Consider the following 16,381-nt stretch of genomic DNA (forward strand, 5'->3'; position numbering starts at 1 on the left):
ACTGTGTCGAATGAGTCAACAGTGTGTCGAGAAATTCGACATGGCGTAAAGTCATACCCCGTGACCAGCGTCAGCCAGCCGCGTGCCGCCCGCGGGCGCCGCACGGTCCGGCCGTCCGGCGACGACCGTGAGCTGGCCATCTTCTCCACCTTGGAGCGACTGCTGGAAGGCCGGTCGTTCGCCGAAATCTCCGTCGATGACCTGGCCAGAGGCGCGGGGATCTCGCGTCCGACGTTCTACTTCTACTTCCCGTCGAAGGACGCGGTGCTGCTCACGCTGTTCGAGCGAGTGCTCGCCGAGGCTGATGCCACGTTCGAGAGCAGGGCCGACGACTACTCCCTCGACCCGGCGCGGGTCTGGCGCGAAGGCATCTACGCCTTCTTCGAACCTCTGCGCGCGCACCTCGCCGTCGCCCTGGCCGGTGTGGCGGCGACCGGTACCAACGCCGAGATCCGCGAACTCTGGTCGACGTTCATGCAGAAATGGGTGGACCGCACAGCCGCGGTCATCACCGCCGAACGCGCTCGTGGCGCCGCGCCGGAGACTGTGCCTGCCCAAGACCTCGCCGTGGCGCTGAACCTGATGAACGAGCGGACCATGTTCGCGTCGTACACCGGCCAGAAGCCGGCGATCGTCGAAGACACGGCACTGGACACCCTGGTGCACGTCTGGATCACCAGCATCTACGGCCGGATGCCCTGACCTGTCGGGCCCGAATGCGAACATATGTTCGTGTCCGGCGCCGGCGCCACCATCCTGCACGCCGATCTCGACTCGTTCTACGCATCGGTCGAGCAGCGTGACGACCCCGCCCTGCGCGGCAAGCCGGTGATCGTCGGCGGCGGTGTCGTGTTGGCGGCCAGCTACGAGGCGAAGGCCTACGGCGTCCGCACCGCGATGGGTGGCCGTCAGGCGCGCGCGTTGTGCCCGCACGCGATCGTGGTCCGGCCGCGGATGTCGGCCTATTCGCAAGCAAGTGACGCAGTGTTCGAGGTGTTCCGCGACACCACGCCGATGGTCGAACCGCTCTCAGTGGACGAGGCATTCCTCGACGTATCGGGACTGTGGCGGGTATCGGGCACGCCGGTTCAAATCGCGGCCCGCTTACGCGCAGAAGTCCGCGACCGCGTCGGTTTACCCATCACCGTCGGCATCGCACGCACCAAATTCCTGGCCAAGGTCGCCAGCCAAGAGGCCAAGCCCGACGGACTGCTGCTCGTCCCGCCCGACCGCGAACTCGCGTTCCTGCACCCGTTGCCGGTACGACGACTCTGGGGCGTCGGCGCGAAGACCGCCGAGAAGTTGCACGCACACGGCATCGAGACAGTCGCCGACGTCGCCGAACTGGGCGAGTCGACGCTCGCCGCGATGGTCGGCGGTGCGATGGGCCGTCAGCTGTTTGCGTTGTCGCGCAACATAGATCGTCGCCGCGTGGTGACGGGTGTACGCCGTCGTTCGGTCGGCGCGCAGCGGGCGCTGGGCCGGGCGGGCAACACGATGTCGGCGGCGGAGGTCGACGCCGTCGTCGTCAACCTGGTCGACCGGATCACCCGCCGCATGCGCAAGGCCGGCCGGACGGGCCGAACGGTGGTGTTGCGGTTACGGTTTGACGATTTCGGCCGGGCCACCCGCTCACACACGATGCCGCGCGCTACGGCGTCGACGGATGTCATCCTGGCAGCCGCCCGCGGTTTGGTCGCGGCGGCCGCTCCGTTGATCGCCGATCGGGGTCTGACACTCGTCGGGTTCGCGGTGTCGAACATCGACCGCGACGGCGCCCAGCAGTTGGAGCTGCCTTTCGAGGAATCCGCGGACACCGTCGCGATCGACGATGCGGTCGACAAGGTGCGGGAGCGTTACGGGAACACGGCACTGACGCGCGGCGTGCTGCTCGGCCGGGACCCCGGCCTCGAAATGCCGCACCTACCTGATTAACTCGTCGTCCACTCCAGCAGCTTGTCGGCCGACCAGGTGTTGACGATCCGCTCGGTGGGCACGCCGGCGTCGAGCGCGCGTTGCGCGCCATAGCCAAGGAAGTCCAACTGCCCGGGCGCATGCGAATCCGTGTCGATGGAGAACAGGCACCCGATGTCCAGCGCCAGTTTCAACAGCCTGGTCGGCGGGTCCCTGCGTTCAGGCCGGGAATTGATCTCGACGGCCGTTCCGTTGTCCCGGCACGCGGTGAACACCTTCTCCGCATCGAACTTCGACTCCGGCCTGGTGCCGCGGCCGCCGGTGACGAGCCGGCCGGTGCAGTGCCCGAGCACATCGGTGTGTGGGTTGGCCACCGCCTTGAGCATGCGGCGCGTCATCGACGACTCATCCATCGACAGCTTGGAATGCACACTTGCCACCACCACGTCGAGGCGTTCCAACAACTCGGGTTCCTGGTCCAGCGACCCATCCTCGAGAATGTCGACTTCGATGCCGGTCAGGATTCGCATCGGCGCGACGGTGTCGCGTAGTTCGTCGATGACGTCGAGCTGCTTACGCAGCCGCTCCGGCGACAGGCCGTTGGCGACTTTGAGCCGGGGCGAATGGTCGGTCAGCGCGCAGTACTCATGCCCCAGCTCCTTGGCGGCGAGCATCATCTCCTCGATCGGCGCCGAGCCGTCCGACCAGTTGGAATGCACATGCAGGTCGCCCTTGAGCGCGGCACGAAGCTCGCCGCCGCCCAGATCCTTTACCGCCGAACGCAATTCGACGAGCACATCCGGTTCGCCACCGGCCCATGCCTGGGCGATGACCTTGGCGGTCTTCGGTCCGATACCAGGCAACGACTGCCAACTGTTGGCGGTGCCGTGTCGCTCGCGCTCCGCTTCGGACAGTCCTTCGACGATGTCGGCGGCGTTGCGGTAGGCCATCACGCGACGCGGATCTTCGCGGGCCCGGTCCTTGTAGTACGCGATCTGACGCAGCGCGAGTACTGGATCCATCTCTCCAGTGTGCCGCTCGGCATCCGGTTTGCCTGGCGTGGCCTGCTCACCCTAGACTGGATTGAGATTTCCTTCAATCCATCAATCCACTAGGTTGTCGCGTGCCCACTCAGTTTCCAGGTAGTACCGAGCAGCCCCTTTACGAGATCAAGGCGAACCTGTTCAAGGCACTCGCCCATCCGGCCCGAATCCGCATCCTCGAGATCTTGTCGGCCAATGATCGGCCAACTCCAGTCAGCGAGATCCTCGCCGACACGGATATCGAGCCCACCCTGTTGTCGCAGCACCTGGCTGTCCTCAAACGCCACCACGTGGTCCGTGCCAAGCGCATCGGCAATGCCGTGATCTACGAGCTGGCCCATCCGAAGGTCTCTGAGCTTCTGGTCATCGCCAGGACCTTCCTTGCTGACACGCTCGGTGCTCAACGCGACCAACTCGAGGCACTCAGCTCGCTGCCCCCGCTGGGAACCCTCAAGTGATCGCAGCCGCCGCAGACAACATCGCCCGACTACTCCCGCATCGCCGCGACTACGCCGACCTGCCCCGCTCATGGCGGCGCGACATCCTTGCCGGCGTCACCGTTGGCGTCGTCGCACTTCCACTGGCGCTGGCATTCGGTATCAGCTCGGGCGTGGGCGCTGCGGCCGGTCTGATCACCGCCGTCGTGGCGGGATTGGTGGCCGCTGTCTTCGGTGGCTCCCACGTGCAGGTGTCTGGGCCCACCGGGGCGATGGCCGTGGTGCTTGCACCGATCGTCGCCCAGCACGGTTTGGGGAGTGTCGCGTTGGTAACCGTGCTCGCCGGGCTACTCGTGGTTGCCGCGGGCGTCACCGGCCTCGGCCGCGCAGTGACGTTCATTCCGTGGCCGGTCATCGAAGGCTTCACGCTTGGAATCGCGGCCATCATTTTCTTGCAGCAGGTTCCTGCCGCATTCGCCCGTGAGGCGCCCGCGGGGCTGAAGACATTGCCGGCAGCCTGGCAGGCGATCAGTCATGCCGACTGGTCTGCCGCCACGAAAAGCCTTGCGGTGGTTGCATTTATCGCGGTGCTGATGGTTGTCCTGCCTCGTGTGCACCGCAGCATCCCCGAGTCGTTGACAGCCGTGGTCGTCGTGACGGTGGCCGTAGTCATGTTTGGCGTTTCGGTTGCCACCATCGGTGAATTGCCGTCGCACCTGCCGAGTCCGGTGCTGCCGCATGTAGACCTCGGCGCGCTGCGGACAGTCGTCGGTGCCGCGGTCGCGATCGCCGCGCTGGCAGCCATCGAATCACTGCTGTCTGCGCGGGTCGCTGCCACCATGGCGGCCACCGGCCCCTATGACCCCGATCGCGAATTGGTCGGGCAGGGCCTGGCATCGATGGCGTCGGGCGCGTTCGGCGGCATGCCCGCGACGGGTGCCATCGCGCGGACCGCTGTCAACGTGCGGTCCGGCGCACGCACCCGCGTTTCGGCAATCGTGCATTCGCTCGTCCTGCTTGCGGTGGTGTATCTGGCGACTGCCCCGGTGTCGGCAATTCCGTTGTGCGCGTTGGCCGGCGTGCTCATGGTGACGTCGTTTCGGATGATCTCGGCGTCGACCATCCGCAAGATACTGTGCTCCACCCGCTCTGATGCGCTGACGTTTGTCCTGACCGCCGTCATCACGGTGTGCTTTGACCTCATCGAAGCCGTGGAGATCGGGCTCGTCGTCGCGGCGTTCTTCGCGCTGCGCAGTGTGGCGCGGCGCAGCAGCGTCGTGCGCGAGCAACTCCCGGGGGCGAGTCGGCCCGGCGACGGTCAGATCGCGTTGCTGCGGCTCGACGGCGCGATGTTCTTCGGTGTGGCCGAACGCATCTCGAACGCGATCGTCGACGCCGACCATCCACGAACGTCGGTGGTGATCATCAGGATGTCTCAGCTGGGCATGCTCGATGCCACGGGCGCTCACACACTGGCGCAGATCTGTACCGAACTGGAGGCTCGCGGAATCACGGTGATCATCAAGGGCGTTCGGCCCGAACACCTCAACCTCTTGACCAATGTGGGTGTCTTCGAGTCGCTCCGGCACGAGAACCACTTGCTCGACACGCTCGACGACGCGATCAGCCACGCCCGCACGCATGTCGCCGCCCAGCCGCACTGAGCGTCAGGCGCGTCGCACCGGGTCGCGTCCGCTCAATGCAATGACCCGATCGAGCATCGGCGCGTCATCGGCGACCGGCATCGCCGGTCCGAACAACCCCTCGACGGGACCCTGCTCAGCCGTGGCCGTCACGTGCGGCAGCACCGCCTGCAACGTGGCCGGGTCGACGTCGTAGTCCTGGCCCGTCGCGGCCGCGATGTCCCAGCCGTGGATGACGACCTCGGTGAGCGCGACGATGCCGCCGACCTCGGCAGGAAAGTCGACGCCACCGGCGCGCGTCATGCCCTCCCACGACGCCGGCTCACGCCATGCTGCAGCCAGTTCCGCCAGTCGCTGCGGGTACGCGGTGCGCCAGTCCTCGTCCAGCGGCGCTCCCTCGACCGGCGGGGTGTCCGTGAGCGGGCCGAACTCCTTGCGGGCGGCGGCGGTGAACGCCAACGCCAAGCCACCCACGTGGCCGACGAGGTCTCGCAGGCTCAGCTTCGCGCACGGCGTCGGGCCTGCTAGCTGTTCGTCGGTCAGGTTCTTGAGCGTGTCGGCCGTGCGTGCACAGGCCGGGGCGAAATCGATCATGGGTTATTGACCTCACCGGTGCCAGGAATTAATCGGGTTCGGCGACTACTTTGGAAACACGTGAGATTCGCATTCAAAACTTCCCCGCAGAACACCACTTGGTCGGACATGCTCGCCGTTTGGCAGGCCGCCGACGACATCGACGTTTTCGAGTCCGGCTGGACCTTCGATCACTTCTATCCGATCTTCTCCGACTCGTCAGGTCCCTGCCTGGAGGGCTGGACCACCCTGACGGCGCTCGCGCAGGCCACCAAACGCCTTCGCGTTGGCGTTCTGGTGACCGGCATTCACTACCGCCATCCCGCCGTTCTCGCGAACATGGCTTCGGCGCTCGACATCGTGTCCAACGGCCGGCTCGAGCTCGGCATCGGCGCGGGCTGGAACGAAGAGGAGTCCGGTGCCTACGGCATCGAGCTCGGCAGCATCAAGGAGCGCTTCGATCGGTTCGAGGAGGCCTGTGAAGTGCTGACCAGCCTGCTGAGCAAGGACAGCACGACCTTCGACGGCAAGTTCTACCAGCTCAAGGATGCTCGCAACGAGCCAAAGGGGCCGCAGAAGCCCCATCCCCCGATCTGCATTGGCGGCAGCGGCGAAAAGCGGACGCTGCGCATCACTGCGAAGTACGCCCAGCACTGGAACTTCGTGGGCGGCCCGCCGGAGGAGTTCGCGCGCAAGCGCGACGTGCTCGCCGCGCACTGTGCGGACATCGGCCGCGACCCGAAGGAGATCATGCTGTCCTCGCACATCCGGTTGAGCGACAACCATCTCGAGCACGGCAAGCCGCTCGACTTCGCACACGGGATCGCCGAGGCGGCCGCGCTCGGTGAAGAAGGGCTGGATCTGGCGATCATCTATCTGCCGACGCCGCACACCCCCACGGTTCTCGAACCGCTCGCCGAGGCGATCAGGGATTCAGGCTTGCTCACCAGCAAAGAGAATGGACGGTAACGATAATATAACGGTTAGGCAAACACAGGGTCCGACGCCGTCTCGCCGGCGCAACCACTGGGCTTCAGATTCGCTAGACGCCGTAACGAAGTAGCTCGTCGGCGGTGATCAAGCGCTCTGCCTTGGCGGGGAATTCGCGGCACTTCAGCGGATGACGGAACAATGACCAGGCGATTCGGCTCACCCGAGACCGGGACAGCGGGTTGACGTACACGGCGCTCACTCCTGCGACTTAGCAATAGCTGAACCGGGGGCTTACGTTACCGCAAAACCCTCATCAAGTCATTAGATACCTAGTATCCGGCAAACTGAACTAGGCACGCCGATCAATAATCTGCTGTTTTTGAAGTGACTGGTGTGACAGATGTGACGACGCACAGGAAGCGTCTCAAGCCTGCTGTTCGGGTTTCGCGAACACGTCATTGAGCGTGACGGTGCGCAGATTCCGCGACCTGATCACGTCGACCAACTGGTCGTAAACGTGCGTGACAGGCACATGGTTGAGGTGGCCGATCACGATGGCCTGAGGGTTGAAGTACTTGTTGGCCATCTTGACGATCTCGTCCTCGGGAATGATGTTCTGGTCTTCCAACGACCCCGACCACATTGTCGGCACGAAGTACCCGAGCTCGGCGGCGACGGCGTCGACAACCGGGTTGTGGCTGCCATACGGCGGCCGAAAGTAGGGCCTGGCGTCGACGCCGTAGTTTCGCAGCAGGAACTGGTGGTTGCGCCGAAGTTGTTCGGCCACTTGGTCTTTGGGTAGCGCCGCCAAGTCGGGATGCGACCAGGTGTGGTTGCCGAGCTGGATCTGGCCCGCCTCAACAAGGGGCCGCAACAGATCCCGGTTGTCGGTCCATGACGCGTACCGGCCGTTGACGAAGTACGTCAGCCGCACGCCGGTGTCCTTGGCGAACTGCGTGTAAGCCCGCACCACATCGCTGTTGACGCCGTCGTCCAGCGTGAGCGCCAGCAGGTCGCCGTCCCCGGGGATGCTGCTCAGCGCCCCGCCACCCGGCAACGGGATTTTGTTCGCCACCACCGGAGGTGCGACGGGCGCCGTCGCCGCCTGCGCGAGCCGTGGCGGCGCGCCGATGGTCCACCGCGCCAGTCCAACTCCGGCCAGGGTGGCCACAGACAGACCCGCAAGGAAATGGCGCCGAGTTAGCTCGGTGCCTGCGTAGGTGATCGGTGTGCGGCCAGTCATCGGGACTACTGTCTCGCGACCCGACGCAAATGCCGCTCATTCCGCTGCGTGTCGCAGCCCTTAGCTACCTAACGCACAGGCTAGCGCTGCGGAACGGCCGTCGGCTTGATCGGCGCAGGAAGCGCCGTCTCCCCCATCAGGTAACGGTCCGCGCCCGCCGCGGCCGCACGCCCTTCGGCGATTGCCCACACGATCAGCGACTGCCCGCGGCCCATGTCGCCCGCGACGAAGACGCCCGGCACGTTGGTGGCGAAATTCGCGTCGCGTGCGACGTTGCCGCGCTCGTTAATTTCTACGCCGAGGTCCGTCAGCAGTCCTTCACGCTCGGGGCCCACGAAGCCCATCGCCAACAGCACCAGGTCGGCTTCCATCTCGAAGTCGGTGCCGTCGACCTTCTCGAACTTGCCCGCGTTCATCACGACCTCGTGTCCGCGCAGTCCGGTGACATGGCCGTCGCTGCCGACGAACTCCTCGGTGTTGACCGAATAGACGCGCTCGCCGCCCTCCTCGTGCGCCGAGGACACCCGGAACATCAGCGGGTACACCGGCCACGGCGTGGAGTCCGCGCGGGTCTCCGGCGGGCGGGGCATGATCTCGAACTGGTGCACACTGGCGCAGCCCTGCCGGTGCACAGTGCCAAGGCAGTCGGCGCCGGTGTCGCCACCGCCGATGATGATGACCTTCTTGTCCTTCGCGTGCAGCGGCGGCAGACCGTTCTCGTCGACGACCGGATCACCGTTTTGCACCCGGTTCGCCCACGGCAGGAACTCCATCGCCTGATGGATACCGTCCAGCTCGCGGCCGGGGATCGGCAGATCGCGCCACGCGGTCGCACCACCGGCCAGCACCACCGCGTCGAACTCCGACCGCAGCTGCGCGGCAGTGATGTCGACACCGACGTTCACGCCGGCGCGGAAGACGGTGCCCTCGGCCTCCATCTGCGCGAGGCGCCGGTCGATGTGGCGCTTCTCCATCTTGAATTCCGGGATGCCGTAACGCAGTAGGCCGCCGATGCGGTCGTCGCGCTCGAACACCGTCACCTTGTGGCCGGCGCGAGTCAGCTGTTGTGCGGCGGCCAGACCAGCGGGCCCGGATCCGATGACCGCGACGGTCTTGCCGGTCAGCTTGTCGGGCGGCAGGGGGACGACCCAGCCCTGGTCGAAGGCGTTGTCGATGATCTCGACCTCGACCTGCTTGATGGTCACCGGGTCCTGGTTGATGCCGAGCACGCAGGAGCCCTCACACGGGGCCGGGCACAGTCTGCCGGTGAACTCAGGGAAGTTATTGGTGGCGTGCAGCCGCTCGATCGCGTCGCGCCAGCGGTCCGTGCGCACCAGGTCGTTCCACTCCGGGATGAGATTCCCGAGTGGACAACCGTTGTGACAGAACGGGATACCGCAGTCCATGCATCGGGCGGCCTGCTCCTGCAGCACGTCGTGGGAGAAGTCCTCGTAGACCTCTTTCCAGTCCATCAACCGCAACGGGACCGGCCGACGTTGCGGGGTCTCGCGCTTGGTGTACTTGAGGAAGCCCTTGGGATCAGCCATTGGCCGCCGCCGTCATGATCGCCTCGTCGACGTTCGCGCCGTCCCGTTTCGCTTCCGCGATGGCCACGAGCACTCGCTTGAAGTCGCGCGGCATCACCTTGGTGAAGTTCTTCAGTTCGTTCTCCCAATCGGACAGGACACGTTGTCCCACAGCCGAGTCCGTCGCATCGACATGCGCCTGGATCATGTCCTTCAGCCACTGAATGTCGTCGGCGTCCATCTCGTCGAGGTCGACCATCTCGGCGTTGAGGTTCTCGCCAAGCTCGCCCGCGGGATCGTAGACGTACGCGACACCGCCCGACATGCCTGCGGCGAAGTTGCGTCCGGTGGGCCCGAGGATGACGACCTTGCCGCCCGTCATGTACTCGCAGCCGTGGTCGCCAACGCCTTCGACGACCGCATGCGCACCGGAGTTACGGACCGCGAACCGTTCGCCCACCACACCGCGCAGGAACACCTGACCGCTGGTGGCGCCGAACAGGATCACGTTGCCTGCGATGATGTTGTCCTCGGCGACGTAGTCGGCGGGCGCGTTGTCCGACGGCCGCACCACAATGCGGCCACCCGAAAGGCCCTTGCCGACATAGTCGTTGGCGTCGCCGTAAACGCGCAGCGTGATGCCCTTCGGCACGAACGCGCCGAAGCTGTTGCCCGCCGACCCCTCGAACGTGATGTCGATGGTGCCGTCCGGCAGTCCTTGTCCGCCATATGCTTTCGTCAACTCGTGGCCCAGCATCGTGCCCACCGTGCGGTTGGTGTTGGCGATCGTGGTGGAGAACCTCACCGGCGTGCCGGAATCGAGGGCCTCGCGGCTCTGCACGATCAGCTGCTGATCCAGCGCCTTGTCAAGGCCGTGGTCCTGGCGCGAGCTGCAGTACAGATCCTGGTTCATGAACGCAGACTCTGGCTCATGCAACACCGGCGTCAGGTCCAGCTTGTAGGCCTTCCAGTGCTCGGCGGCCTTCGTGGTGTCCAGCGAGCCGACCTGACCGACCATCTCGTTGACGGTCCGGAAGCCCAACTGCGCCATCATCTCCCGTACTTCCTCGGCGAGGAACATGAAGAAGTTCTCGACGAATTCCGGCTTGCCGGTGAACCGCTGCCGCAGCACCGGGTTCTGGGTGGCCACGCCGACGGGGCAGGTGTCGAGGTGACACACCCGCATCATGATGCAGCCCGACACCACCAGCGGTGCGGTGGCGAAACCGAACTCCTCGGCACCGAGCAGCGCGGCGACCACCACGTCGCGTCCGGTCTTGAGCTGGCCGTCGACCTGCACGACGATGCGATCGCGTAACCCGTTGAGCAGCAATGTCTGCTGCGTCTCGGCAAGGCCGAGCTCCCACGGCGCGCCCGCGTGCTTCTGCGACGTCAGCGGCGTCGCGCCGGTGCCGCCGTCATGACCGGAGATCAGCACGACGTCGGCGTGTGCCTTGGACACACCCGCAGCCACCGTGCCGACGCCGTTCTCGCTCACCAGCTTCACGTGCACGCGCGCCTGCGGGTTGGCGTTCTTCAGGTCGTGGATCAGCTGCGCCAGATCCTCGATCGAGTAGATGTCGTGGTGCGGCGGCGGGGAGATCAGGCCAACGCCCGGCGTGGAGTGCCGGACCTCGGCCACCCACGGGTACACCTTGTTGCCGGGAAGCTGTCCGCCCTCACCGGGTTTCGCGCCCTGGGCCATCTTGATCTGGATGTCGGTGCAGTTGGTCAGGTAATGGCTGGTGACACCGAAGCGCGCCGAGGCCACCTGCTTGATGGCGCTGCGCCGCCAGTCGCCGTTCTCGTCGTGCTCGAAGCGACGGACATCCTCACCGCCCTCACCCGAATTCGACCGGCCGCCAAGGCGATTCATCGCGATCGCCAGCGTCTCGTGCGCCTCGGCGGAGATCGAGCCGTAGCTCATCGCTCCGGTCGAGAAGCGCTTGACGATCTCGCTCGCCGGCTCCACCTCGTCCAGCGGCACCGGCGGTCGCACGCCATCCTTGAACTTCAGCAGGCCGCGCAGCGACGCGATCTTCTCGCTCTGGTCGTCGACGAGAGCGGTGTACTCCTTGAAGATCGAGTGCTGACCGGTGCGCGTCGAGTGCTGCAGCTTGAATACCGTGTCCGGATTGAACAGGTGGTACTCGCCCTCACGGCGCCACTGGTACTCGCCGCCGACCTCGAGTTCGCGGTGTGCCCACTCGTCGGGTCGGTCGAGGTAGGCCAGCGCGTGGCGGGCCGCCACATCGTCGGCGATGTCGTCGAGATCGATGCCACCGACCGGACACGTGAGGCCGGTGAAGTACTCGTCGAGCAGCGACTGGCTGACGCCGATGGCTTGGAACAGCTGCGCACCGGTGTAGGAAGCCAGCGTCGAGATGCCCATCTTGGACATCACCTTCAGCACACCCTTGCCCGCGGCCTTGACGTAGTTGGCCTTGGCCTGGTCGCTGGTGATGCCCTTGATCGCGCCGCGATCGATCATGTCCTCGATGGACTCGAACGCCATGTAGGGGTTGATCGCCGCGGCGCCGAAGCCGACGAGGCACGCCATGTGGTGCACCTCGCGAGCGTCGCCCGCCTCGACGACGAGCCCGACCTTGGTGCGGGTGCGGTCGCGAACGAGGTGATGGTGCACGGCCGAAACGCTCAGCAGCGACGGAATCGGCGCCATGGTCTCGTCGGACTCGCGGTCGGAGAGCACGATGATCCGCGCGCCGTCACGAATGGCGGCCGACACCTTGGCCCGGACGTTGTCGAGCGCTTCCCGCAGGCCCTGCCCGCCGCGGTTGACCGGGTACAGGCAGCGGATCACCGCCGCGCGCATGCCGTGCTTGTGCCCGCGGATCTCGTGGTCGGGATCCACGCAGATCAGCTTCGACAGTTCCGCGTTTCGCAGGATCGGGTTCGAGAGCGTGATTTGGCGGCACGACTCCGCCGTCGGATTGAGCAGATCGCCCTCCGGACCGACGGTGCCAGACAGGCTCGTCACCACCTCTTCGCGGATCGCGTCCAGCGGTGGGTTGGTGACCTGTGCGAAGAGCTGCTGAAAATAGTCGTAGAGCGTCCGCGGCCGCTGCGACAGCACCGCAACCGGGGTGTCGGTGCCCATCGAGCCCAGCGCTTCGGCGCCCGTCCGCGCCATCGGCGCGACCAGCAGGTTGAGCTCCTCGTAGGTGTAGCCAAAGATCTGCTGGCGCAACACAACCCGGTGATGGGGCATGCGGACGTAATCGCCTGGCGGCAGCTCTTCGAGATGGAACAGGCCGGCGTCGAGCCATTCCTGGTATGGCTGCTCGGCGGCCAACTCGGCCTTGATCTCCTCGTCGGCGACGATGCGGCCCGCCGACGTGTCGACCAGGAACATGCGCCCGGGCTGCAGCCGCATCTTCTTGACCACGGTGGAGGGGTCGAGGTTCAGCACGCCCGCCTCGGACGCCATCACGACCAGGCCGTCCTCGGTGACCCAAATGCGTGACGGGCGAAGGCCGTTGCGATCCAGCACCGCCCCGATCACGGTGCCATCGGTGAACGTCATCGACGCCGGGCCGTCCCACGGTTCCATGAGCGACGCGTGGTACTGGTAGAAAGCGCGGCGCGCCGGATCCATCGACTCGTGCCGCTCCCACGCCTCGGGGATCATCATCAACACCGCGTGCGGCAGGCTGCGCCCGCCGAGATGAAGGAGTTCGAGCACCTCGTCGAAGCGTGCGGTATCCGATGCGCCCGGCGTGCAGACCGGGACGATCTTGTCGAGATTGTCGGAACCGAACACATCGGTGTTGATCAGCGCCTCGCGGGCACGCATCCAGTTCTCGTTGCCGGTGACCGTGTTGATTTCACCGTTGTGCGCGATGCGCCGGAACGGGTGGGCCAGCGGCCATGACGGGAACGTGTTCGTCGAGAAGCGCGAGTGCACGATGCCCAGGGCGCTCATCAGCCGATCGTCTTGCAGGTCAAGGTAGAACGCCTTGAGCTGCGGCGTGGTCAGCATGCCCTTGTAGACGAAGGTCTGACCGGAAAGGCTTGGGAAATAAACGGTTTCGCGCCCGGGGCCGTCCTGACCTGGACCCTTGGTGCCGAGCTCGTGCTCGGCGCGCTTGCGCACGACGTACGCACGGCGCTCCAGATCCATGCCAGAGGCACCGGCGATGAACAGCTGGCGGAACGTCGGCATCGCGTCGCGGGCCAGCGCACCCAGCGACGACTCGTCGGTGGGCACATCGCGCCAGCCCAGCACCTCGAGGCCCTCGGCCTCGACGATCTTCTCGACAGACTCGCAGGCCGCGGCGGCATCCTTGGACGACTGCGGCAGAAACGCGATACCGGTCGCATAGCTGCCGTATTCGGGCAGGTCGAATTCGACCACGGCGCGCAGGAACTCATCGGGAACCTGAAGCAGGATGCCCGCACCGTCCCCGGTGTGCGGTTCAGCGCCCTGAGCACCGCGGTGCTCCAGGTTCACCAGGGCCGTGATGGCCTTGTCGACAATGTCGCGGCTGCGGCGGCCGTGCATGTCGGCCACCATTGCCACGCCACACGCGTCATGCTCGAACGCGGGGTTGTACAGCCCTTGACTGCTGGGCGCCATTCCCACCTGTCCTTTTCTCAACGCCTTACGAAGCTTCTACAAGGCAGCCGTCGACGACGGCATTAGCCGGATCGGCGATGGAGGTGCCTTCGTGCAGCATCGAACGACGGCCCTATCCCACTCGCCACAAGTGGAGAAAACGATATGACAAACACCGCCTGACATGCCAACTTAGTCAGACCTAACTATACTCGTCGCGCGGATCGGGATTGCCGACGATTTCGGCGTCGATAACAATCGAATAACGTTGCCCCTGTTGGGCTTTCGCGGGGCTGGGCGCCCTGCCGATGTTGTGAGTGGTAGATCACATCTTTGGCCCATTCATCCACAAGATTTGCTGTGATGGACATGCAACTGTGTACCCAGCGATGACTGCGAGCAACCAGTTTGCGAAAAGCCTTCTCAGATTCTTAGAGAATGGCCGCCACACTGGCCTCCGGCCGCAAATCCAGGCGCCGCAGCAGTTGAGCGTTGAGCGCCACCACCACGGTCGAGATCGACATCAAGATCGCCCCTACCGACATCGGCATGACGAACCCGATCGGGGCCAGCACCCCGGCGGCAAGAGGCACCGAGATCAAGTTGTATCCCGCTGCCCACCAAAGGTTTTGCTGCATCTTGCGATACGAAGCCTTGGACAGCTGGATCACCGAAAGCACCGAGCGCGGGTCGGAGCTGGCCAGGATCACGCCTGCCGACGCGATCGCCACATCGGTGCCCGCGCCGATGGCGATGCCGACGTCCGCTTGGGCCAGCGCGGGTGCGTCGTTGACGCCGTCGCCGACCATCGCGACCGACAGCCCCTCGTCCTGCAGCCGTGCCACCTTGGCGGCCTTGTCCTCGGGCCTTACACCTGCGAACACTCGGTCAATACCGAGCTGAGCGCCGACCGCGTCCGCCACCGCCTGCGCGTCCCCTGTGATCATCACCACCTCGATGCCGAGCCGGTGCAGTGCGTCGACCGCCTGCCGCGATTCCTCGCGGATCTCGTCGGCCAGTGCCAGCGCCCCGACGACGGCTCCGTCGACAAGCACATGCAGGATGATGGCGCCCTCGGCACGCCAGCGCGCCGCGTCCTGCAGCTCCGACTGGCCGGCCTCCTGGAGCATGCGCGGCCCGCCCACTCTGATCGTGTGGCCGTCGACTCGTGCCGTCACGCCGACGGCCGGCGACGAGGTGAAGTCCGAGGATGCGGGCACCCTCAGCTCGCGGCGGCGCGCAGCCTCGACGATGGCCCTGGCGAGCGGGTGCTCGGAGTCGCCCTCTGCGGCCGCAGCAAGTGCCAGCACGTCGTCGATGCTGTGAGACCCCGCCGCGGCTATCGCGGTCACCGTCGGCTCGCCCTTGGTCAACGTTCCGGTCTTGTCGAACAGCACCGCGCGCACCGTGCGCATGCTTTCCAGCGCCAGCCGATCCTTGATCAGCACACCGCCGCGGGCGGCGCGTTCGGTCGCAATGGAGATCACCAGCGGGATGGCCAGACCAAGCGCGTGCGGGCAGGCGATCACCAACACGGTGATGGTCCGGATCACCGCCTCGGAAGGCTGCCCGATGAGGCCCCACACCACCGCGGTCACGATCGCCGCCGAGAGGGCGAACCAGAACAGCCAGGCCGCCGCCCTGTCGGCCAGCCGCTGCGCCCGCGACGACGAGTTCTGCGCCTCGGTCACCAGTCGCTGGATGCCGGCCAGTGCAGTGTCGTCCCCGACGGCAGTCACCTTGACACGCAGGCCGGAGTCGGTGGCCACGGTGCCCGCGACGACGGCGTCACCCACGCCGCGGCGCACGGGCCGGGATTCGCCGGTCACCATCGACTCGTCCATCTCGGCGGCACCGTCGACGATGACGCCGTCGGCGGGCACGCTCCCACCGGGCCGCACGATCACGACGTCGTCGACCCGCAGATCGGCAGGGGCCACGGTTTCTGTGCCTTCGTCCGTGACGCGCTCGGCCTCGTCGGGCAGCAGCGCGGCCAGGGAATCCAGCGCCGACGTGGTCTGGGCCAGCGACCGCATCTCGATCCAATGGCCGAGCAGCATGATCACGATCAGCAGCGCCAGTTCCCACCAGAAGTCCAGGCTGTGCGGCAACACGCCGATGCTGGCGCCCCAGGACGAGACGAACGCGACCGTGATAGCCAAACCGATCAGCAACATCATTCCCGGTGCGCGGGAACGGATTTCACTGACCGCGCCGGTCAGGAACGGCCGGCCACCCCATAGGTACATCACGGTGCCCAGCACGGGCGAGATCCAGGTCGAGCCAGGGAAATCCGGCACCGCGTAGCCGAGGATCATCGCGAACATGCCCGAGAGCGCGACCGTCGGGACGGCGAGCACGAGCATGGTCCAAAACAGCCTGCGGAACTGTGCGACGTGATCTCCGTGGCCCCCGTGGCCGTGCGCCGCATGACCATGCTCGGCATGTTCGGCGTGCATCTGGTGCTGCGTCTCGGTCATGATCATAACTATA

Annotated in this window: 12 protein-coding genes; 5 read left to right on the forward strand and 7 right to left on the reverse strand. The window is 65.9% G+C overall.

The genetic code is table 11. From position 1 onward, the window contains the following. Positions 1-60: 60 nt before the first annotated feature. Positions 61-702 (forward strand): TetR/AcrR family transcriptional regulator, encoded by a 642-nt coding sequence (locus tag GGC64_RS22440; RefSeq protein WP_192724711.1) that lies wholly within the window; start codon positions 61-63, stop codon positions 700-702. Between the two features lie 24 nt (positions 703-726). Further along, positions 727-1,935, forward strand: coding sequence for a DNA polymerase IV (dinB, locus tag GGC64_RS22445; protein WP_192724712.1), 1,209 nt, complete (start codon positions 727-729; stop codon positions 1,933-1,935). Here the strand turns inward: dinB and GGC64_RS22450 are convergent. Then, complete coding sequence (locus GGC64_RS22450) at positions 1,932-2,936, reverse strand: PHP domain-containing protein (RefSeq protein WP_192724713.1); 1,005 nt, start codon at positions 2,934-2,936, stop codon at positions 1,932-1,934. The two genes, dinB and GGC64_RS22450, sit on opposite strands and share 4 nt — an antisense overlap. 101 nt (positions 2,937-3,037) lie before the next feature. Here GGC64_RS22450 and GGC64_RS22455 point away from each other — a divergent pair, with 101 nt between their 5' ends. Together GGC64_RS22455 and GGC64_RS22460 are read left to right on the forward strand one after the other, a co-directional pair. After that, entirely contained in the window at positions 3,038-3,415 is a 378-nt protein-coding gene (locus tag GGC64_RS22455; protein ID WP_192724714.1) for a metalloregulator ArsR/SmtB family transcription factor, read from the forward strand. Next, positions 3,412-5,058, forward strand: coding sequence for a SulP family inorganic anion transporter (locus GGC64_RS22460; RefSeq protein ID WP_192724715.1), 1,647 nt, complete (start codon positions 3,412-3,414; stop codon positions 5,056-5,058). Before GGC64_RS22455 ends, GGC64_RS22460 begins: the two co-directional genes overlap by 4 nt. Before the next feature lie 3 nt (positions 5,059-5,061). On the opposite strand, the gene GGC64_RS22465 is transcribed toward GGC64_RS22460, so the two are convergent. Further along, entirely contained in the window at positions 5,062-5,631 is a 570-nt protein-coding gene (locus tag GGC64_RS22465) for a TIGR03086 family metal-binding protein (protein WP_192724716.1), read from the reverse strand. Between the two features lie 60 nt (positions 5,632-5,691). On the opposite strand from GGC64_RS22465, the gene GGC64_RS22470 reads away from it, so the two are divergent. Continuing rightward, complete coding sequence (locus GGC64_RS22470) at positions 5,692-6,579, forward strand: LLM class F420-dependent oxidoreductase (protein WP_192724717.1); 888 nt, start codon at positions 5,692-5,694, stop codon at positions 6,577-6,579. Between the two features lie 73 nt (positions 6,580-6,652). Here GGC64_RS22470 and GGC64_RS22475 read toward each other — a convergent pair whose 3' ends face one another. From GGC64_RS22475 to GGC64_RS22495, 5 genes are all read right to left on the reverse strand, one after another. Continuing rightward, a complete protein-coding gene (locus GGC64_RS22475) occupies positions 6,653-6,802 on the reverse strand; it encodes a hypothetical protein (RefSeq protein WP_192725282.1) in 150 nt (49 codons plus the stop codon). 165 nt (positions 6,803-6,967) lie between these two features. Continuing rightward, on the reverse strand, positions 6,968-7,786 hold the full coding sequence (locus GGC64_RS22480) for a polysaccharide deacetylase family protein (RefSeq protein WP_192724718.1): 819 nt from the start codon (positions 7,784-7,786) through the stop codon (positions 6,968-6,970). An 80-nt stretch (positions 7,787-7,866) separates the two neighbouring features. Then, the gene (locus GGC64_RS22485; RefSeq protein WP_192724719.1) at positions 7,867-9,333 is read right to left on the reverse strand and encodes a glutamate synthase subunit beta; all 1,467 of its coding nucleotides are present in this window, start codon (positions 9,331-9,333) and stop codon (positions 7,867-7,869) included. After that, entirely contained in the window at positions 9,326-13,909 is a 4,584-nt protein-coding gene (gene gltB, locus GGC64_RS22490; protein WP_192724720.1) for a glutamate synthase large subunit, read from the reverse strand. The genes GGC64_RS22485 and gltB overlap by 8 nt, the downstream gene beginning before the upstream one ends. 410 nt (positions 13,910-14,319) lie before the next feature. Beyond that, positions 14,320-16,368, reverse strand: coding sequence for a heavy metal translocating P-type ATPase (locus GGC64_RS22495; protein ID WP_192724721.1), 2,049 nt, complete (start codon positions 16,366-16,368; stop codon positions 14,320-14,322). Between the last annotated feature and the right edge of the window lie 13 nt (positions 16,369-16,381).

Origin of the sequence: Mycobacterium sp. OAS707, from assembly GCF_014873705.1 — a bacterium.
In the GTDB taxonomy this organism is placed as follows: domain Bacteria; phylum Actinomycetota; class Actinomycetes; order Mycobacteriales; family Mycobacteriaceae; genus Mycobacterium.

Coding starts and splice junctions, on each gene's coding strand:
- dinB (WP_192724712.1), top strand. CDS start 727: ATGTTCGTGTCCGGCGCCGGCGCCACCATCCTGCACGCCGATCTCGAC.
- GGC64_RS22450 (WP_192724713.1), bottom strand. CDS start 2,936: ATGGATCCAGTACTCGCGCTGCGTCAGATCGCGTACTACAAGGACCGG.
- GGC64_RS22465 (WP_192724716.1), bottom strand. CDS start 5,631: ATGATCGATTTCGCCCCGGCCTGTGCACGCACGGCCGACACGCTCAAG.
- GGC64_RS22480 (WP_192724718.1), bottom strand. CDS start 7,786: ATGACTGGCCGCACACCGATCACCTACGCAGGCACCGAGCTAACTCGG.
- GGC64_RS22485 (WP_192724719.1), bottom strand. CDS start 9,333: ATGGCTGATCCCAAGGGCTTCCTCAAGTACACCAAGCGCGAGACCCCG.
- gltB (WP_192724720.1), bottom strand. CDS start 13,909: ATGGCGCCCAGCAGTCAAGGGCTGTACAACCCCGCGTTCGAGCATGAC.
- GGC64_RS22495 (WP_192724721.1), bottom strand. CDS start 16,368: ATGACCGAGACGCAGCACCAGATGCACGCCGAACATGCCGAGCATGGT.